This window comes from Curtobacterium subtropicum (assembly GCF_030362975.1).
GTDB lineage: Bacteria > Actinomycetota > Actinomycetes > Actinomycetales > Microbacteriaceae > Curtobacterium > Curtobacterium subtropicum.
This window is the reverse complement of record NZ_JAUCMM010000003.1, coordinates 255,883-274,649: the sequence shown is the minus strand read 5'-3', so window position 1 is coordinate 274,649 and position 18,767 is coordinate 255,883. Positions and strand designations below refer to the sequence as shown.

Genomic DNA, 18,767 nt, shown 5'->3' with positions numbered 1-18,767 from the left:
TACAGTGAGCGACATGACAACCCTGCGCACCACGCTCGCGCCCGCAGCCCTGCTCGGCGCCGCAGCCCTCGTCCTCACCGGCTGCTCGACCACGCCCGCCGACGCGGAGGCCGAGGGCAGCCGCACCGCGACGGCCGCCTCGACCGACGGCGACCGCATCGTCCTCACCTACGACGGCGGCCTGCTCACCCTCGACCAGGACCTGCGGGTCGTGGCCGACGACGCGATCGACGGCTTCACCCGCGTGAACCCGGCCGGCGACGGTCGCCACGTGCTCGTCACCGTCCCCGAGGGCTTCCAGGTCCTCGACACCGCCGCAGACCCGGCCCTGACCGACGCGGTCTTCCCGGCCGACACCGGCGGGCACGCAGTCGTGCACGGTGAGAAGACCGCGCTCTTCGCCGACGGCAGCGGCGACGTGACGGTGTTCGACCACGACGACCTCGACGGCGACACGCTCCCCGACGTCGAGACGACGGAGTCCGAGGCCGCCCACCACGGCGTCGCCATCGTCCTCGAGGACGGCACGCTCCTCTCCACGATCGGCACCGAGGAGTCCCACTCCGGCGTCCGCGCGCTCGACGAGGACGGCCAGGAGATCGCGCGTTCCGAGGAGTGCCCGAGCGTGCACGGTGAGGGGGCCGTGAAGGGCGAGGTCGCGGTCTTCGGCTGCACCGACGGAGCCCTCCTCTACCAGGACGGCGCCTTCACGAAGATCGACGCCCCGACCGAGTACGGCCGCACCGGCAACCTCTTCACGACGGAGGACTCGTCGGTGGCCGTGGGCGACTACAACGACGACCCGGACAGCGAGGGCTACCTGCTCGACCAGGTCGCGCTCATCGACGCCGCGTCGGGCGAGTACCGCGTCACCGACATGCCCGAGGGCGTCGGCTTCACCTTCCGTGACATCGCGCGCGGCCCCGCTGACGAGGCCGTGATCCTCGGCTCCGACGGCGCGCTGCACACCTTCGACGTCGCGACCGGCGAGCCGATCGACACGGTCGACGTCATCGACGCCTGGGAGGGGCCGGCGGAGTGGCAGGACGCCCACCCGGCCCTGAAGGTCGCCGGCGACATCGCCTACGTCACCGATCCTGCGGAGCGGAGGATCCACGCGGTGGACCTCACCACCGGGAAGGTCGTCGCCTCGAGCGACGAGCTGCCGGGCGTCCCGAACGAGATCGCGGTCGCCTGACCGGCAGCGACACCACCTGACGGACGGGAGGCACGGTACCGGCTGGTACCGCACCTCCCGTCCGTCGTCGCACGGTTCAGGCGACCGCCGGCCGCCACATCGAGACGGGCGCCGCCGCTCGGAAGCCGGTGATCGGTGCCCCGTCGCCGAAGCCGTGGCGACGGTAGAGCCGACGGTTCTGCGGCGTCGAGGACTCGAGGTACGCGTGTGCGCTGAGTTCGTCGACCCGCCGCAGCGCCTGGTCGAGCAGGAGCCCGCCGACCCCCTGGCCCCGGGCTGCGGCAGCGACCCCGATCTCGGCGAGGTACCAGTGCGGCGTGTCCGGTCGTGCACGGTCCATCCGCCGCAGGTGCCGCAGCGCCCGGAACGCACCTCCGACCCCGAGGACCCGGAGGAGCTCCGGGACCTTCCGGAGGAACGCGACCGTGCCGCCCCGGTGCGGTCGTGGCGCCTGCCAGAACGCCGCGCCGAGCACACGATCGCCGTCGACCGCGACGTCGAGCGCGCGGGCGTGCTCGGGGACCGCGCGGACCAGCGCCGCGAAGAGTGTGCCGAGCACGGCCTCCCGCTGCTCGCCCGGCCGTGCCGGGCGGATCTCGGCGAGGACGGGATCGGCGGCGAAGGCCTCGGCCAGCACGGCGGCCACGGCGGGGACCTCGGACCGGGATGCGGGACGGACGGTGATCGACATCGGGACTCCTCTGCTGGCGGTGGCACATTCGGCCGCTTGGCCAGATCAGCTTCCCGCCGCTTGCTGCAGGCGACCCGTACGCTTCCTGTGATGACGCAGGACCAGCAGACGCAGGACCAGCGGACGCGGGCGTACCGCAGCCGAGGGGAACGGCGCGACGAGCTGCTCGACGCAGCCGCCCTCGTCGTGCGCGACCACGGCCTGCCGGGCCTCACCACGCGGGCGGTCGCCGAGCGGGCCGGCGTCGCACACGGGGTCGTGCACTACGTCTTCGGCGCCCGGCGGAACCTCGTCGTCGCGCTCCTCGAGCGACAGGCGCGGGACGTCCTGCCCCGCGTGCTCGCCGCCGCGGACCAGCACGACGAGCTGGTCGACGCACTCGACGCCGGGGTGGCCGCGTACCTGGACCTGGTGCGCCGTGAGCCGGAGCGCTTCCGCCTGCTCGAGGCCGTCAGCGGCACCGCCCTCGACGGTGACGACGAGCTCGCCGCCGCCGAACGGACCCTCTGGCGGGACGGGGTGGCGGCCGGCATCACCCGGTGGACCGCTCGCCACGGGGTCGACCTCGCCGAGCCGGCCCCGGTGGCGGCCGACGCCGTGCTCGCCCTGACCGACGGCCTCGGGCGCGCGGCGTGGAGCGACCCGGACGGCTCCCCCACCGACCGTGCCCGCGCGGTGCTCGTCCGCGGGCTCGCACACGCCCTCACCCGCTGACCCGGGACGCGTCGGCGCACGACCGGTCCCGCGGTCAGCGCCAGGTGCGGGCGACCACCCAGCCGTCCCCCTCGGGCACGATGTCGACCACGACCGCGTCGCCCTCGGCGCTGACCTGGAAGCGCCATCCGACCGTGCGCTCGGGTGCGTGGGTCATCGCCGACGGCAGGAACTCAGCCGTGGCCGTCAGCCGCGTCGGGGTGTCGCTCACCCGCCAACGTCGGTCGCGCCACACCATCCGGTCCGGCACGCCGCGCTCCCACCACACCGTGGCGACCTCGTGCGTCAACATCATCTCGACCTCCCGATTCGAACGTGTGTTCGAATGGTAGAGCACCGCGACGACACCGGCGAGGGCCTCCGGCGTGGCGGCGGTCGGTGGACAGCGGGCACTCCGCACGGTCCGTCGGACAGCCGCCACGCGGGTCGACACGGCACGATGGACACCCGGGAACACCTGCGTCCTTCCGCCGGTTGCACCCGGTGATGCCGCAGCCAGCGGTACGACGACCCCCAGGAGGCCACCATGACCACGACCGAGACCGCCATCCTCGCCGGCGGCTGCTTCTGGGGAGCGCAGCAGCTCCTCCGTCGCCGTCCGGGTGTCATCAGCACGCGCGTCGGCTACTCCGGCGGCGACACCCCGAACGCCACGTACCGCAACCACGGCGACCACGCCGAGGCCGTCGAGATCGTCTTCGACCCCTCGCAGATCTCGTACCGCGACCTGCTCGAGTTCTTCTTCCAGATCCACGACCCGTCCACGAAGGACCGGCAGGGCAACGACGTCGGCCGCAGCTACCGCTCGGCGATCTTCTCCACGTCCGACGAACAGCGCCAGGTCGCGCTCGACACCATCGCGGACGTCGACGCCTCCGGCATCTGGCCCGGCAAGGTCGTCACCGAGGTCGAGCCCGCCGGCGACTTCTGGGAGGCCGAGGAGGAGCACCAGGACTACCTCGAGAAGTACCCCGCCGGGTACACCTGCCACTTCGTGCGCCCGGGCTGGAAGCTCCCGCACCGCGACGAGGCGACCGCCTCGGTCTGACCGCTCACGGATGATCGCGACGGTCACGTGACGACGTGACCGGACGACGGACGGGAGGCGCGGTGCCAGCCGGCACCGCGCCTCCCGTCCGTCGTTGTGTCGCCGGGGTACGCACCCGGCCCGAGGACACAGCCGCCGACCACTACAAGTGGCGTCATGACCTCTTCCTCCCGCACGCCCCTCGGTGTCACCCTCGTCGAGGGCGGCGCCAACGTCGCTCTCTTCTCCAGCACCGCCGAGCGCGTGGAGTTCTGCCGCTTCGACGAGGACGGCACCGAGCACCGCACCGAGCTCCGCAACCGCACCGGCTACACGTTCCACGACGTCGTTCCGGACGTGACCGTCGGCACCCGGTACGGCTTCCGCGTGCACGGCGCGTGGGACCCGGCCAACGGCCTCCGCCACAACCCGGCCAAGCTCCTCCTCGACCCCTACGCCACCGCGGTCGACGGCTCGTACGAGTGGGGCCAGGCGCTGTTCGGGCACGACATGGACAACCCCGAGCAGATCGACGAGACCGACTCGGCGAGCGCCATGCCGAAGTCCGTCGTCGCCGACCGCGAGTTCGACTGGGACGGCGACACGCTGCTCCACACCCCCTACCGCGACACCGTCGTCTACGAGGTGCACGTCAAGGGCTTCACGAAGCAGCACCCCGACGTGCCCGAGGAGATCCGCGGCACCTACGCGGGCCTGGCGCACCCGGCGGCGATCAAGCACCTGACCGACCTCGGTGTGACCGCCGTCGAGCTGCTGCCGACGCACCAGTTCGTGCAGGACTCGACCCTGGCCGACAAGGGCCTCCGCAACTACTGGGGCTACAACAGCATCGGCTTCTTCGCCCCGCACGACGAGTACTCGTCCTCGGGCACCGCCGGCCAGCAGGTCACCGAGTTCAAGGAGATGGTCAAGGCCCTGCACGCCGCGGGGCTCGAGGTCATCATGGACGTCGTCTACAACCACACCGCCGAGGGCAACCACATGGGCCCGACGCTGTCCTTCAAGGGCATCGACAACGCCTCGTACTACCGCCTGGTCGAGGGCGACGAGGGCAACTACTTCGACACCACGGGCACGGGCAACTCGCTCAACGTGTCGCACCCGTCGGCGCTCGGGCTCATCACCGACTCGCTGCGCTACTGGGTCGAGGAGATGCACGTCGACGGCTTCCGCTTCGACCTGGCGACGACGCTGACCCGCCAGGACGGAGAGGCCGAGAAGCACTCCGCGTTCCTCGACATCATCCACCAGGACCCGGTGCTCCGCGAGGTGAAGATGATCGCCGAGCCGTGGGACACCGCGGGCTACCAGGTCGGCGGCTTCCCGGCCGACTGGTCGGAGTGGAACGGCAAGTACCGCGACGACCTCCGTGCGTTCTGGCGCGGTGACGAGGGCACCCTCGGCGACGCCGTGCAGCGCACCCTCGGCTCCCCGGACGTGTACGAGGGCTCCCGCCGCTCGCCGCTCTGCTCGGTGAACTTCGTCACCGCGCACGACGGCTTCACCCTGGCCGACCTGACGATGTACGCCGAGAAGCACAACGAGGCCAACGGCGAGGACAACAACGACGGCGAGAGCAACAACACCTCGTTCAACGGCGGCATCGAGGGCCCGACCGACGACGGCGCGGTGAACGACTACCGCGACCGCCAGCGCCGGAACTTCCTCGGCACGCTCATGCTCTCGGCGGGCATCCCGATGATCCTGGGCGGCGACGAGATCGCCCGCTCGCAGGGCGGCAACAACAACGCGTACTGCCAGGACGACGAGATCTCGTGGTTCGACTGGCAGGCCGCCGACCGTGACCTGCTCGCCTTCACCACGGCGGCGATCGCGTTCCGCAAGGAGCACGAGGCGCTCCGCCCGGAGTGGTACCGCACGGCCCCCGGCGACTCGGGGTCCACGGTGCAGGTGCTCCGCGCCGACGCGCAGGGCTTCGAGGACGGCGACTGGGCCGACGGCGGCAACCGCGCGGTGATCCTCGTGCTGCAGCGTGGGGACGACACCGTCGCGGTGCTGCTGAACGCGTCCGACACCACGGTGGAGTTCAGCCTGCCCGAGAAGCCGGGCGGCGGCAGCTGGTCGCTCGGGCTGTCGAGCGACCCGGACCAGGCCGTCGAGGGCGACGCAACGACGCTGCTCGTGCGCGACGCGTCCTTCACCGCGCTGGTCTAGCGGCGGCGGTCCGCAGGACGGGAGGCGCGGTGCCAGCTGGCACCGCGCCTCCCGTCCGTCACGGGTCCACGACGTGGACTGTACAGGACTTGTACATGTACACTCCTGTCCATGCCCGTCTCATCGAAGCGACGCCTCGTCGCCGACGCCCTCCGCGACGCGATCGCGACGGGCCGGTACCGCGCCGGCGATCGCCTGCCCGGTGAGCACGACCTCGCCGCCCGTTTCGCGGTGAGCCGCGGCACCGTCCGTGCCGCCCTCGCCGACCTGGCCGACGACGAGTACATCGCGACCCACGGGGGCGTCGGGTCGGTCGTGACCTTCGACGGCGCCGCCCTGGACCCGCGCGGTGGCTGGGCGCGGTCGATCGCCGCCTCGGGCACCGAGGTGACCACACGCGTCCTGCGGCTCGACCGCGTGGACGACCCGCACCTCCAGGCCGAGGTGGACGCGGCGGACGCGACGTTCGTCGTGGTCGACCGCCTGCGCACCGTCGTGGGCGGACGCCCGGTGTCCCTCGAGCGGAGCGTCCTGCCCGCCGTCGGCCGCCTGGCCACCGCACCGACCGCCGGCCTGGTCGACGACTCGCTCACCGCGACCATCGCCGAGGCGGGACTCGTGCCGACGAGCGCCGAGCAGTGGGTCGACGTCGTGCCCCTCGACGCCGAGGACGCACGACTGCTCGAGCGTGCCGAGGGGACCCCGTTCCTTCGGAGCCGACGTGACTCGCGCACGGCGCAGGGCACGTTCGTCGAGCGCGTCGACAGCCTCCTCGACCCGGACCGCTTCCGCCTGCACATGCGCTTCGGAACGGCACGATGACGACCCGACAGGACACCGTGAACGCCAGCACCCACGCCCTCGCCGCCCTGACCGGACTCGCGATCGGCGACGCCCTCGGCATGCCCACGCAGTCGATGTCCCTCGCGCAGATCCGCGCCGACCACGGCACGATCACCGGGTTCGTCGATGCCGGACCGCACCAGCGGATCGCCGCCGGCATGCCCGCGGGCACGATCACCGACGACACCGAGCAGGCGGTCATGGTCGCCGAGCTGCTCGTCGAGGGCGACGGACGCATCGATCCCTCCCGCTTCGCCGAGGCACTCATCGCGTGGGAACGCGCGATGGAGGCCAAGGGGTCGCTCGACCTGCTCGGACCGAGCACGAAGACCGCCGTGCAGCGGATCCTCGACGGGGTGCCGGCGTCCGAGGCCGGCTCGACGGGCACGACGAACGGTGCCGCGATGCGGATCGCCCCGGTCGGGATCGCCGTGCCCTCCGGTGACCTCGTCCGCCTGGTCGACGCCGTGCAGGACGCGTCGCGCGTGACGCACGACACGGGACTCGGCATCGCCGGAGCGAGCGCGGTCGCCGCCGCGGTGAGCGCCGGCATCGACGGCGCCACCCGGACCGAGGCGCTCGACGCCGCGGTCGCTGCCGCCACGATCGGTGCGGCGCGCGGCCACTGGGTCGCCGGTGGCGACATCGCGGCGAAGACCACCTGGGCGCGCGGCTTCCTGCCCACCGTCCCCACCGACGGCCGGATCGACGCCGTCGCGCAGGTGATCGGCACGAGCGTGGCCAGCCAGGAGTCCGTCGTCGCTGCGCTCGCGCTCGTCGCGCTCGACCTCGACCCCTGGGAGACGCTCTGCACCGCCGCGTCGATCGGCGGCGACACCGACACGATCGCCGCGATGGCCGGTGCGGTGCTCGGCGCCGTGCACGGTCCGGACGCCTGGCCCGCCGACGCGGTCGCCACCGTGACGACCGTCAACCACCTCGACCTCGGCCCGCTGGTCGACGGACTGCTCGCGCTCCGTCACCGGGCCTGACCCGACCCCGGACGGCGGCGGTCCCCCCTCCGCCGCCGTCCGGTCACCCCTCCCCGCAGCACCCTTCCGATGACGTAAGAGGACCCCCATGGCCCAGGACACCACCACACGCTCCGGCGGCACGCTCTCCAGCGGCACGCTGACGAGCGTCGAACAGCGCGGCATCGAGCCAGTGCCCCACGACGAGCGGAACGGCGCACCCGGCGCACTGTTCTGGGTCTGGTTCGCCGCGAACATCTCGATCCTCGGGCTCCCGCTCGGCGCGACCCTCGTGGCGTTCCAGGGCCTGACGATCTGGCAGGCGCTCGTCGTCGCGGTCATCGGCGCCGCCGGCTCGTTCGCGGTCGTCGGCGTGATCTCGATCGCCGGACGACGCGGCGGCGCCCCCGGACTGACCCTGAGCCGCGCGGTGTTCGGCGTCCGCGGCAACATCGGGCCGACCGCGGTGTCACTGCTCTCCCGCCTCGGCTGGGAGACCGTGAACACCACGACCGCGGCCTTCGTGCTGCTGTCGCTCTTCACGATCCTCTTCGGCACCGACGGCGACGCGAAGGCGAACCCGGTGCTGACGATCGTCGCCATCCTGGTGTTCGTCGTCGCCACCGTGCTCATCTCCGGGCTCGGTCACGCGTTCATCGTCGCCGTGCAGAAGTGGGCGACGTGGGTGTTCGGCGCGCTCAACGTGTTCGTCGCCGTCTTCCTGGTGCTCCGCGTCGACTGGGACGTCGTCGGGTCGCAGCCGGCGGGTCCGGTCGCCGCGATGGTGATCGGCATCGGCACCATCGCCGCGGGCACCGGCATCGGCTGGGCGACCGCCGGCGCGGACATCGCCCGGTACACGCGCACCTCGGTGAAGGCGGGCGCACTGATCAGCGCGAGCGCCGCCGGCGCCGGCATCCCGCTCGTGGTCCTGGTCGGCCTCGGCGCCCTCGTCTCCGCCGGCGACCCGACCCTCGCCCAGGCCGGCGACCCGGTGGCGGCCATCCGCGACCTGCTGCCGAGCTGGATGGCGATCCCGTACCTGGTCGCCGCGTTCGGCGGCCTGCTGCTGTCGAACCACCTGTCGGTGTACTCGGCGAGCCTCACCACGCTGACCCTCGGCGTCAAGGTGCCCCGGGTGTGGGCGGTCGCCGTCGACGTGGTCGTCACGACCCTCGGCGCGATGTACTTCATGCTCGTCGCCGACGGCTTCTACGCGCCCTTCATCACCTTCATCTCCGTGCTCGCGGTGCCGATCACGGCCTGGCTCGGGGTCTTCATCGCCGACATGGGGAAGCGACGCTGGTACGACCCAGCCGCCCTGCTCGACCTGCGTGCCGGCAGTCGCTACTGGTACCGCGGCGGTGTCGCCTGGGGTGCCCTCGCCGCCTGGGTCGTCGCGATCGTCGTCGGCTTCCTCTTCACCTCGGTGCAGGTCGGCGACGCGGACCCGGTGTTCGTCGGAGCGCTCTCCGACAGCTGGATCGGCGCGAACGGCCTCGGCTGGGTCGTGACGTTCGTCGTCGCCGCCCTGGTCTACCTGCTCACCGGCGGTCCCCGCGGCCAGCTGCACGCACCCGAGGAGCGCGCATGAGCCGCCTCGTCTCCGTCGGGAACGTCGTCGTCGACATCGTCATGCGCGTGGACGCGATCCCGGAGCCCGGCGGCGACGTCATCGCCTCGGCATCCGAGATCACCGCGGGCGGCGGGCTCAACACGATGCTGGCCGCGGTCCGGGACGGGCTCCCGGTGGTGTTCGCCGGGCAGTACGGCACCGGGCCGTTCGGCGACGTCGTCCGAGCCGCACTCGTCGCCTCGGGCGTCGAGGTCCTGCAGCCGGGACTCGACGACGTCGACAGCGGGTACTGCGTGGCACTCGTGGACGCGACGACCGAACGGACCTTCGTGACGAGCGTCGGTGCCGAGGGCCGCCTCGGTCGCGAGGACCTCGACCGGATCGTGCTCCGGTCCGACGACACGGTCTTCGTCTCCGGCTACGGCCTCGCCCACGCCGTCAACGGTCCGGCGATCGCCGACTGGTTGGCGACGGTGCCGGACACGGTGCGCGTCGTGCTCGACCCGTCGCCCCTGGTCGACACGCTGCCCCCGGCGGTGCTCGGCCCCGTCATCGCCCGTGCGGACGTGGTCAGCGCCAACGGCCGGGAGGCGCGGCTCATGGCACCGACCGCCGCGGGACTCCCCGAGGCGGTCGCCGCGATCGCCGCGTCCGCCCGCGGCACCGCGCTGGTCCGCGACGGCGCAGCGGGCTGCTGGGTCGCCGAGCCGGGGCGCGCCCCGGTCCTGGTGCCCGGGTTCTCGGTCGACGCGGTGGACTCGAACGGCGCGGGTGACGCCCACGGCGGGGTGCTCGTCGCCGCCCTGGCGCGCGGGGACTCGCTGGTCGACGCGGTCCGGCGCGCCAACGCCGCGGCGGCGCTCGCGGTGACGCAGCGGGGGCCGGCGACGGCACCGACGGCCGCCGAGACCGACGCGTTCCTCGCTGCGCACGTCTGATCCGCGGGGCCGGCCGGGCGACCGACCGAGCGGCGGGACGTCTGTGCGCCCCGTGTGCGCGCCCCGCGCGGGCACCTGTCGACGCGCGGTCAGGCGCCGAGGACCCCGGCGGCGTCCGCGTCGAGCTCGGCACGGGTGGGCGGGTCTGCGCCCGGCCGGGACACGGTCACCGCGGCACAGGCCAACGCGAGCGACGCCAGACGGCCGAGCTCGTCCGCGTCGAGTCCGGCCGGAGCCGATCCCCGGGCGAGCACGCCAGCGAGCAGCCCCGCCATGAACGAGTCCCCCGCACCGATCGTGTCCGCGACGTCGACGCGCGGTGCCGGGACGGTGATGCGCGCCCGGGTGGACGCCACCGCGCACCCCGCTCCGCCGAGGGTCACCGCGGCGAGCGCCGTCCCGTGGGCGAGCAGCCCGTCGAGCACCTGGTCGACGCTGCGGTCCGGCCAGAGCCACGCGGCGTCCTCGTCGCTGAGCTTGACCACGTCGGCCTCGGCGAACAGCGGTTCGAGCGTGGCGAGCACGGCGTCCCGGTCGGGCGTGATCGACGGTCGGACGTTCGGGTCGAGCGAGACGAGGGCGTCGGCCGGGCGGACCCGCAGCGCCTCGAGCACGGCACGTGCCCCGGGTTCGAGCACGGCACCGATCGAGCCGACGTGCACGAGCGGCGTCCCGGCGGGAACGTGCACCGGGTCGAGCCGCCAGTCGAGGTCGAACTCGTACGACGCACCGCCGTCCTCGCCGATGGTCGCGACAGCGGTGGAGGTCCGGTCGATCGCCGTCGCGTCGACCTCGACGTCGCTCGCGCCGACGTGCGCCCGGATCGAGGCGCCGCGGTCGTCGTCGCCGAGCGCGCAGACGAGTCGTGCCGATCGGCCGAGCCGGGCGAGTCCGACGGCGACGTTCATCGGGCTGCCGCCCGGGTGCTCGACGCGACCCTCGGGGCGGTCGACCACGTCGACCAGGGCTTCTCCGATGACGATGACGGTGTCCACGGGTCCAGCGTGGCAGACGCGGCGCCCGTGCGACGGCGCGCTGTCCGGTCGTCCCCCGGTGGCCTGCGGACGCACGGGTGCGGCGGAGTTGACTGACGGACCCGGCACGACCCCCACCAAGGAGCCCCGATGCTGTCCCTCATCTACTCGAGCGTCGCCACCCGTCCCCTCGACGACGCCGACCTTTCCGCCCTGCTCGCCCAGAGCCGCCGGGCCAACGCCGAGAACGACATCACCGGGGTGCTGCTCTTCCGGAACGGCTACTTCCTGCAGCTGCTCGAGGGGCCGGACCAGGCCGTGCGCACGAAGATGGCGACGATCAAGCACGACGACCGGCACACCAAGGTCACCGTGCTGATGGAGGAGCTCATCGAGGAGCGGCAGTTCCCGGAGTGGACGATGGGGTACCCGGCCGAGGACACCGACGTCGAGCAGGCACCCGGGTACCGGACGACCTTCGACGACCTCGACGCCGCTGACGGCACGCAGATCAGCTCCCTGCCGGCGCTCCGCGAGCTCATCCGCTGGTTCCGCCCGGCCGCCGGCTGACGCTGGCCGCGGGGCGGGGCTCAGACCTCGCCGAGCAGGTGCGCCTTGCGGATCGCGTCGATCCGTGACGAGGCCCCGAGCTTCGCGAAGATGTGGACGACGTGCCGTTTCACCGTGCCCTCGGCGATGGACAGGGCGGACGCGATCGCCCGGTTCGTCTGGGCCTGGCCGATCATCCTGAGCACCTGCAGTTCTCGGTCGGTCAGGAGCCCGGCCGACGTCGGCTCCGCGTCGGTGCTCGGCAGCGGCGCGGCGCCTCGTCCGCCGAGCCGTGCGACGGATGCGATCCGGTCGACCAGGTGCGGAGCGGACACGTCCTTCGTGAGGTAGTCCGCCGCTCCCTCGGAACGCAACTGGCGCTCGAGCACCGCGTCACCGTGCATCGTCAGGACCACGACCCGGGTCGCGGGTGCGAGCCGACCGAGTCGGCGGATCGTCACCGCAGCCGGTACGTCGTCCATCTCGACGTCCAGCAGGAGCACGTCAGGAGCACGTTCCTCGGCCATGCGGACGGCTGCGACGCTCGACGACGCCTGGCCGACGACCGTCACGCGCGGGCTCTGCGCGAGCAAGGATGCGAGCCCGTCCCGGAACAGGTGGTGGTCGTCCGCGAGTGCGACACGGACGAGCCCTCCCGTCATGCGCTGAACCCCTCGTGTCGCAGGTCGACGGTGACCGTCGTGCCGGTGCCGACCGTGCTCGCGACGATCAGCTCGGCGCCGATCGCCTCCGCCCGTTCGCGCATCGCCAGCAAGCCCATCGAGGTCGAGGGCCGTTGGTCCAGACGGAACCCTCCGCCGTCGTCGACGACCGCGATCCGGAGTCCGCCTGCACGCCACGCGAAGTGGACCGAGACGTGCTTCGCTCGGGCGTGCGCGACGGCGTTCCGCAGCGCCTCTCGGACGATCACGTACAGCTCCTCGCCGGAGCTGACGGGCAGGCGGACCGGGAGACCGGTGACCTGCACCCCGACGAGCGGTCGGAGGGTGGGGCTGGTCTCGACGTACTCCCGCACGGCCTGGTCGACCGTCCGGTCCCCGACACTCTGCCGGAGCTCGACGCCGATGCTCCTCGTGTCTGCCAGGGCGCTGCGGAGGAGGCGCTCGGCGACGTCGAGGAGCTCGGTACCCGCGGCTCCCGAGCTGCCGGTCGACCTCGTCAGCACGATGCGCTGGATCGCGGCAGCGACGTTGTGCGCGACGTGGTCGTGGAGTTCCCGCGACAGCCGGAGCCGTTCCTCGTGCTGCGCGATGGCGAGCTTCTCCATCAGTGTCTCGACGTAGCCGACCGCGGCCGGGGCGACCCGGGCCATGACGGAACGGTGCAACGCCCGGCTGATCGCGGTCGAGGTGTCGGGGCCGTCCTGTCGAGCGCGCGCGTCGGCGATGAGGAGCGGAAGTGCCACCTCGAACAACCTGCTGGCCGCCTCGAGGCTCACGGACGGATGCACGGCGTCCCGCGCACGGCTGCGACCGATCGACACCGACAGCGCACGGAAGGGTCCGTCGGCAACGTCCGGCTGACGGCCGGCGCATGCGTCCTGCACCTCGCGCACGATCCCGGCGACCTGACGACGCAGCTGCTCGCCGGAGACCGGGTCCTGGGCCACCTCCAGCCCGTCGCGGACCAGGGCCGCGAAGACCTCGTCGGCGATGCTCGTCCTCCTGCCCGTGGTGCTCGGACCCGTCGGAGCCTCGGTCATCGGTTGCACGGTTCCCCCCTCACGCGGTCGGACGACCGCAGATCAACGCCAGGTTCACCAGGACCTGGCTCCACATGAACACCCGGTAGGCCGTCCTCGGGTCGCGCCGCGGTCGGCCGGCAGCCGCCACGCGGCGACCATGAGCACCGCAGCGCCCCCGAGGAGCGCCAGGGACCGGACGCCTGGCCACGCCCCTGCCAGGATCACCGCGAGGACCCCGACGACGAGCACACCGACGGAGAGGACCCGTCGAGCACGTGCTGGGCCGAGGACCAGCGGCAACGTCCGACGCCCTGCCAGTCGGTCGCCCGGTTCGTCCCCGAAGTCCTTCGCGTTCCCGGCCACGAGCATCCAGAGGCCCAGGACGGACGCGACGACCACCACCTGCCCCGTGAGCTGACCGTGCACAGAGAGCGCACCGAACAGCGGCGTCGCGGCCCCCGCGGCCCCGGCCGTCACCGAGGCACCCGCCGCACGCTCCTTGAGCGGACGCGGACCGGACGAGTACGCGCCGCCGAGCACCAGGAACGCCGCCACTGCGAGCACCGCACCGAGGCCGGTCGCGGCTCCCGACAGGAGCGCGACACCTACCAGCACGACCACCGCGCTCTCGGCGTCGGCGACGCGGAGCCGACCGGCGGCGAGCGGACGGAGCGACCCGTTCCGCCGGTCACCGACGAGGTCGGAGAGCCCGTTCCCGACGTAGATCGCGGCGGAGGCCGACCACCAGGCGACGTCGGCGAGGAGCACGGCGCCCGTGTCCGGGAGCGCACCGCCGTGACCGAGCACGTTGCCCACGGCGAGCCGGAGCGCGACGATCCCCTGGACCTGCGGGCGTGCTTCGACGAACGTCCCACCGACGGCGACCAGGACGCGCCGCACGCCGCTGGGTGAGGGGGCGGCGGGAGTTCCGACCCGGACGCTCCCACTCACAGCCGCAGCGCTTCGTTCGGCTGGATCCGGGACGCCCGGACGGATGCGATCGCGCCACCGAGCGCGCCCACGACGACCCCGCCGACGAGCGCGACGGGTGCCAGCCGCAGGTCGAAGACGGGACTCCAGTGCCGGACGACCGTGACGACGAGGATCCCGGCGAGCCCGGCGAGCAGCCCGACGATCCCGCCGACGGCACCGACGAGTGACGACTCGGTGAGGACGAGCCCGACGACGTGCACCGGGCGGGCCCCGAGCGCGCGCCGCAGCCCGAACTCCTGCTTGCGCTCGATCACGGACAGGACCATCGCGTTCGTCAGCCCGGCCACCGAGGCCAGGAGCGCGATGCCCGTGAGCGCCAGGAGGGTCGACTGCACCGCCGTCTCGACCTGTGCGCGGACGGTCGACGGGTCGACGGGAGCCTCGACGTGGAGCGAGGTCGGTGCGAAGGGGTCGACGACGAGCGGCGCCTGCCGAGCGACCTGCTGGGCTGCCCCGGCGCGGCTCAGGACCAGCGCCTGCACCTGGTCCACCGGTCCCAGTGCAGCGGCGTCGTCCGCGGGGACGACGACACTCCCCATCACGTCGGCGACACGGGGGGACGACGTGACGACCCCGACGATCGTGAGCGACCGTTCGTCCACCGTGAGCTGCGGGCCGCCGACGAGTGGCCCGATCTCCAGCTGCGCCGCCAGGCCGGAACCGATGAGCGCCTCGCCCGCCGCCAGGCGGGCCGGGTGTCCCGGAGCCCAGGTGATCGCGAGGCGGCCGGCGGTGGGCACGTGCGGCGTGATCGCGTACACGGTCGACTGCAGGACCGGCCGAGCCGGGGTGAGCTGGACGCTGTGCTGCGAGTGGTTGCTGATGATGCCGGCGGCGTCCGTCCCGGACAGGTCCTCCAGACGGTCGACGATGCTGTCCCGGGTCCCCCCGGGCTCCGCGGCGAGAGCATCACCCTGCCACTCCACCGAGACGTCGCGGTTGGTGTGCGCGTCGAACGTGTCGGCGACCTGCGCGCTCGCGGACGTCGAGACGCCGAAGGTCGCCACGGCCAGTGCGACGCCCACCGCGACGGCCGCGACCAGCCCGCTCGTCCGACCGAGGCGTGAGCCCAACGATGCGGTGGCGTCACGGAGGACGTCACGGCGGCGGAGACGCGACGGACGTCCGACGAGCGCAGGTGGCCCGGACGTCGACCGAGCGGACGAGGCGATCCGCCTCTGCCTCTCCTCGTCCTCGACGACCACGCCGTCGCGGATCCGCACCCGTCGTTCCGCCTGCGCGGCGACCTCCGGCGAGTGCGTCACGAGGACCACCGTGGCGCCGTCCGCGTGGAGGCTCCGGAGGCTGTCGACCACCGCGGAGCTGTTCGCCGAGTCGAGGTTGCCCGTGGGCTCGTCGGCGACGACGACCGGGGCGCCCGCCGTCAGTGCGCGGGCGATGGCGACGCGCTGACGCTCCCCGCCGGACAGCCGGCTCGCGGTCTGCAGTGCCTTGTGCCGGAGCCCGACCCGCTCGAGGGCCACGAGCGCAGCACGACGGCGATCGGCCGGCGGGACCGCGCGGTAGAGCAGACCGAGCTCGACGCTGTCCAGCACCCGTCGACGATCGAGCAGGTGGAAGCTCTGGAAGACGAAGGCGAACTGCGCGGATCGGCGTCGGGCAACGGCGGCGGGACTCGCCGCGGCCATGTCCTCGTCATCGATGCAGTACCGGCCCCCGGTCGGTTCGTCGAGCAGACCGATGACGTTCAGGAGCGTGGACTTCCCCCCGCCGGACTGTCCCTCGACGGCGACGAACTCCCCCTGCTGGATCGTCAGGTCGACTCCCCTGAGCGCGTCGACCGGTGTCGGACCGGGGAACTGCTTGCGGATGCCCCGCAACGTGAGGTCCGGCACGGTCACCCCACCTTCACGGCATCGCCGGCGCGGAGTGCTCCGGCGGTCGTCGGTCGAACGGCGCTCTTGCCCTCGAGTGTCCCGATCTCCGTCACCGGGACGGACACGTAGGATCCGTCCGGTCCGCGCTTGAGCACGTGCGCGGCGCCCTTCGCCCCCGAGACGACGGCGATCGAGGGGACGATCAGCGAGTGCTGCGCTGCGACGGAGACGGTGATGACCGCGACACCCGAGCCGTGCAACCACGCCGCGGGGAAGCCGTCACCACCAGCGGCGGAGAGGCGCACCGTCGAGTCCTCGGACGCGGGCGGGTCGGTGCTCACCTCGGCGCCGCCGATCGTGATGCCACCCGACGACGCGGACTGCGACCCGGAGGATCCGGAGGACGCGGACGCGGGACCGCTCCCGGCCGACGGCGTCCCGCTGCCGGAGACGCCGCTCGCGGCCTCCCCCGCGGCGGCACCCGTCGTCTCCCCGGCGGCGTCGATCGACGTGATCGCGACATCGGCCTGGGTCCCGTCAGGACCGGTCAGTGTGCCCGTCATACCGACCCGGAGCGTCCCCGCTGCGCTGGCAGCCACCGGGGCGCTGGCGACCACGGCCCCGGACTCCACGCCGATCCCGCTGGTCGCGGTGAGGATCGTCCCCACCGACGGGACCGTGAGGACGTCGGCCGGCAGGGTCGAGAACACCACGAGCTCGGCTGCCGGCACCGACACCTGCGCAGCGGTCGGCCCAGCGCCGGACGTCCCGGTGCCGGACGTCCCTGTGCCGGACGTCCCTGTGCCGGACGTCCCTGTGGACGACCCAGCTGCTGGACTCGCGCTCGAGCCGGTGGACCGAGCGTCGGACGTCGTCGCGGAGGAGGTGACCGTGCCGTCGGCCGCGGCCGTGCCGTCCGCGGCAGGTGCCGAGGGCACCTCGGTCGTGGGCACCGAGTAGCCTGCGCGCGTGTACAGGGCCGTCACGGCGCGGGCCGTCGTCCCACCGAAGCGACCGTCCTCGGTGACCTGCATGCCGGCAGCGACGAGTCCGGCCTGCAGCTGCCGCACGTCCGGCCCCTGGTCACCGAGCGTCAGCGTCCGGTAGTACGGGAACGCTCCGGGGAGCGCGAGCAGGGGACGACCGTTCACCTCCAGCGCGACGGAGCCCGCTCCGAGCTGACCGCCGACAGCGACCGTCTGCTTCGTCACGACCGCCGACGCGAGTGAAGCGGCGACCGTGACTGTCTCCGGCGCGACCCGCCCGATGGTGGCGGTTGCACTGAGCGTCCGCTCCAGGCTGCCGTCGGAGACGGCCGCCGTGACCACGCCGGCGGGCGGCGGCGTCGCGCGGGCGGCTCGCTGCGCGGGCGATTCGAACGCCCGGGCCGCGGACCACCCGGCGACGAACAGCGCCACCACTGCGACCACCGCGACCACCGCGAGCGCAGTCCGCCGTCGGCCCGTCCGCAGCACGCGGCGCGTGAGGACGGTGTCCTCGTCGTCGATCCGCTCGTCATCGATCCGCTCGTCGTCGGGCGCGACGACCTCGAGGACGGAGGACGTTCCCCCCTCAGTGCTTCGGCGCATGGGTCGAGATCACCTCCTGCAGGCGCGCTTCGTAGCGGTCGAGCTGCGCCTTCGACCGCTGGAGCGCATCCGCGTTCTTCCGGAGGAGCGCAGCCTGCCCGTCCCACTCGGCGTGGTACAGCGATGTCAGCCACCCGGAGTCGACCTCGCACGTCGCCTCGAACGTCGCGAGCTGGATCTCAGCAGGGCTCACCGTCGGAGGGGTCGCGGACACGTCCAGCTCGATGTCGAACTTCGACACCACCGACGGGGAGGGGAACTCCTCCGGGCTCGTGGGGAGGTCGGACACGCCAGCGGGGACCATGCAGGTCTGCCACCGCTCGGCCGCCGCACGGACGGCGGGCTCCTCGAGGGCCGCCGAGTACGCCTGCGATGCGTACGAGGCTCCGAGCTGAGCCGAGCCGGTGAGGGGCGGCAGTTCCTTCCGGCTCGCGACCACGCACTTCGTCACCTGAGCCGACTCGGCGGCAGGGACGGCGTTCGCCCTCGCGATGAAGTCCTTGAGCGCTCCGAGTGTCGTGTCGGACGACGGCGCGAGGTGGAAGCCCCACTGCTCGGCGATCGCGGGGGTGAACAGTCGGCGTTCCACGGCGTTCCAGGACGGGCCGTCGGTCGCGGTCGTGTCGCGGTACGGCACGTCCCACGAGTACCCGGCCTCCTCCATGCAGGGCGCGACGAGCAGGTTCTGCGCGTAGTCGGCGTTCTTCGTGTTGCCGACCACGTAGGAGTCCAGCGGCAGCACCCACTGGTCCATGTTCTGCGCGGGGAGTGCCTGTGCGTCGCTCGTGCCACCGGAACCCCCTCCGCCCGACGGGTCAGCACTGCACCCGGCGAGGACGACGGCCACCAGACCGACGACGACTCCGAGGACGGCGGAACGACGCACGACCGGCACTGCGGACCGCGATGACTGAGGCTTCTCCATGTCGGTCACCGTAGGGTCGGCGCACCGCACGACCCGGGCC

18 protein-coding genes are annotated in these 18,767 nt (G+C 72.9%); 9 read left to right on the top strand and 9 right to left on the bottom strand.

The features are described from left to right. The first annotated feature begins 13 nt into the window (after nucleotides 1–13). Entirely contained in the window at nucleotides 14–1,198 is a 1,185-nt protein-coding gene (locus tag QUG98_RS06655; RefSeq protein ID WP_289469815.1) for a hypothetical protein, read from the top strand. A gap of 76 nt (nucleotides 1,199–1,274) precedes the next feature. Here QUG98_RS06655 and QUG98_RS06650 read toward each other — a convergent pair whose 3' ends face one another. Continuing rightward, nucleotides 1,275–1,889, bottom strand: coding sequence for a GNAT family N-acetyltransferase (locus QUG98_RS06650; protein WP_289469814.1), 615 nt, complete (start codon nucleotides 1,887–1,889; stop codon nucleotides 1,275–1,277). Between the two features lie 90 nt (nucleotides 1,890–1,979). On the opposite strand from QUG98_RS06650, the gene QUG98_RS06645 reads away from it, so the two are divergent. Further along, a complete protein-coding gene (locus QUG98_RS06645; protein ID WP_289469813.1) occupies nucleotides 1,980–2,603 on the top strand; it encodes a TetR/AcrR family transcriptional regulator in 624 nt (207 codons plus the stop codon). A gap of 34 nt (nucleotides 2,604–2,637) precedes the next feature. On the opposite strand, the gene QUG98_RS06640 is transcribed toward QUG98_RS06645, so the two are convergent. After that, on the bottom strand, nucleotides 2,638–2,898 hold the full coding sequence (locus QUG98_RS06640) for a hypothetical protein (protein ID WP_058727471.1): 261 nt from the start codon (nucleotides 2,896–2,898) through the stop codon (nucleotides 2,638–2,640). A gap of 231 nt (nucleotides 2,899–3,129) precedes the next feature. On the opposite strand from QUG98_RS06640, the gene msrA reads away from it, so the two are divergent. The 6 genes from msrA to QUG98_RS06610 all read left to right on the top strand — a co-directional run bounded on the left by msrA (nucleotide 3,130) and on the right by QUG98_RS06610 (nucleotide 10,154). Continuing rightward, nucleotides 3,130–3,651 carry a peptide-methionine (S)-S-oxide reductase MsrA gene (gene msrA / locus QUG98_RS06635; protein WP_289469812.1) on the top strand — a complete coding sequence of 174 codons (522 nt, stop codon included), beginning with the start codon at nucleotides 3,130–3,132 and terminating at the stop codon, nucleotides 3,649–3,651. A 156-nt stretch (nucleotides 3,652–3,807) separates the two neighbouring features. Next, complete coding sequence (glgX, locus tag QUG98_RS06630; RefSeq protein WP_289469811.1) at nucleotides 3,808–5,826, top strand: glycogen debranching protein GlgX; 2,019 nt, start codon at nucleotides 3,808–3,810, stop codon at nucleotides 5,824–5,826. 111 nt (nucleotides 5,827–5,937) lie between these two features. After that, nucleotides 5,938–6,648, top strand: coding sequence for a GntR family transcriptional regulator (locus QUG98_RS06625; RefSeq protein ID WP_289469810.1), 711 nt, complete (start codon nucleotides 5,938–5,940; stop codon nucleotides 6,646–6,648). Further along, nucleotides 6,645–7,661 carry an ADP-ribosylglycohydrolase family protein gene (locus QUG98_RS06620; RefSeq protein ID WP_289469809.1) on the top strand — a complete coding sequence of 339 codons (1,017 nt, stop codon included), beginning with the start codon at nucleotides 6,645–6,647 and terminating at the stop codon, nucleotides 7,659–7,661. Before QUG98_RS06625 ends, QUG98_RS06620 begins: the two co-directional genes overlap by 4 nt. An 88-nt stretch (nucleotides 7,662–7,749) precedes the next feature. Beyond that, nucleotides 7,750–9,234 (top strand): purine-cytosine permease family protein, encoded by a 1,485-nt coding sequence (locus QUG98_RS06615; protein WP_289469808.1) that lies wholly within the window; start codon nucleotides 7,750–7,752, stop codon nucleotides 9,232–9,234. Next, nucleotides 9,231–10,154 carry a PfkB family carbohydrate kinase gene (locus tag QUG98_RS06610; RefSeq protein WP_289469807.1) on the top strand — a complete coding sequence of 308 codons (924 nt, stop codon included), beginning with the start codon at nucleotides 9,231–9,233 and terminating at the stop codon, nucleotides 10,152–10,154. The genes QUG98_RS06615 and QUG98_RS06610 overlap by 4 nt, the downstream gene beginning before the upstream one ends. Before the next feature lie 89 nt (nucleotides 10,155–10,243). Here QUG98_RS06610 and QUG98_RS06605 read toward each other — a convergent pair whose 3' ends face one another. Beyond that, nucleotides 10,244–11,149, bottom strand: a complete 906-nt coding sequence (locus tag QUG98_RS06605) for a carbohydrate kinase family protein (protein WP_289469806.1) — start codon at nucleotides 11,147–11,149, stop codon at nucleotides 10,244–10,246. A 129-nt stretch (nucleotides 11,150–11,278) separates the two neighbouring features. Here QUG98_RS06605 and QUG98_RS06600 point away from each other — a divergent pair, with 129 nt between their 5' ends. Further along, complete coding sequence (locus tag QUG98_RS06600) at nucleotides 11,279–11,698, top strand: BLUF domain-containing protein (protein WP_289469805.1); 420 nt, start codon at nucleotides 11,279–11,281, stop codon at nucleotides 11,696–11,698. 20 nt (nucleotides 11,699–11,718) lie between these two features. Here the strand turns inward: QUG98_RS06600 and QUG98_RS06595 are convergent, their stop codons facing one another. From QUG98_RS06595 to QUG98_RS06570, 6 genes are read right to left on the bottom strand one after another with little or no spacing between them, the layout of a single operon-like run. Then, nucleotides 11,719–12,339, bottom strand: a complete 621-nt coding sequence (locus tag QUG98_RS06595; RefSeq protein WP_289469804.1) for a response regulator — start codon at nucleotides 12,337–12,339, stop codon at nucleotides 11,719–11,721. Further along, the gene (locus QUG98_RS06590) at nucleotides 12,336–13,400 is read right to left on the bottom strand and encodes a sensor histidine kinase (protein ID WP_289469803.1); all 1,065 of its coding nucleotides are present in this window, start codon (nucleotides 13,398–13,400) and stop codon (nucleotides 12,336–12,338) included. Before QUG98_RS06590 ends, QUG98_RS06595 begins: the two co-directional genes overlap by 4 nt. Nucleotides 13,401–13,454: 54 nt before the next feature. Continuing rightward, entirely contained in the window at nucleotides 13,455–14,282 is an 828-nt protein-coding gene (locus QUG98_RS06585) for a UbiA family prenyltransferase (RefSeq protein WP_289469802.1), read from the bottom strand. 47 nt (nucleotides 14,283–14,329) lie between these two features. Then, nucleotides 14,330–16,231 (bottom strand): ABC transporter ATP-binding protein/permease, encoded by a 1,902-nt coding sequence (locus QUG98_RS06580; RefSeq protein ID WP_289469801.1) that lies wholly within the window; start codon nucleotides 16,229–16,231, stop codon nucleotides 14,330–14,332. A 2-nt stretch (nucleotides 16,232–16,233) separates the two neighbouring features. After that, a complete protein-coding gene (locus QUG98_RS06575) occupies nucleotides 16,234–17,802 on the bottom strand; it encodes a peptidoglycan-binding domain-containing protein (RefSeq protein WP_289469800.1) in 1,569 nt (522 codons plus the stop codon). Next, nucleotides 17,786–18,727: a hypothetical protein gene (locus QUG98_RS06570; RefSeq protein ID WP_289469798.1), complete on the bottom strand. Its 942-nt coding sequence runs from the start codon at nucleotides 18,725–18,727 to the stop codon at nucleotides 17,786–17,788. The genes QUG98_RS06575 and QUG98_RS06570 overlap by 17 nt, the downstream gene beginning before the upstream one ends. Between the last annotated feature and the right edge of the window lie 40 nt (nucleotides 18,728–18,767).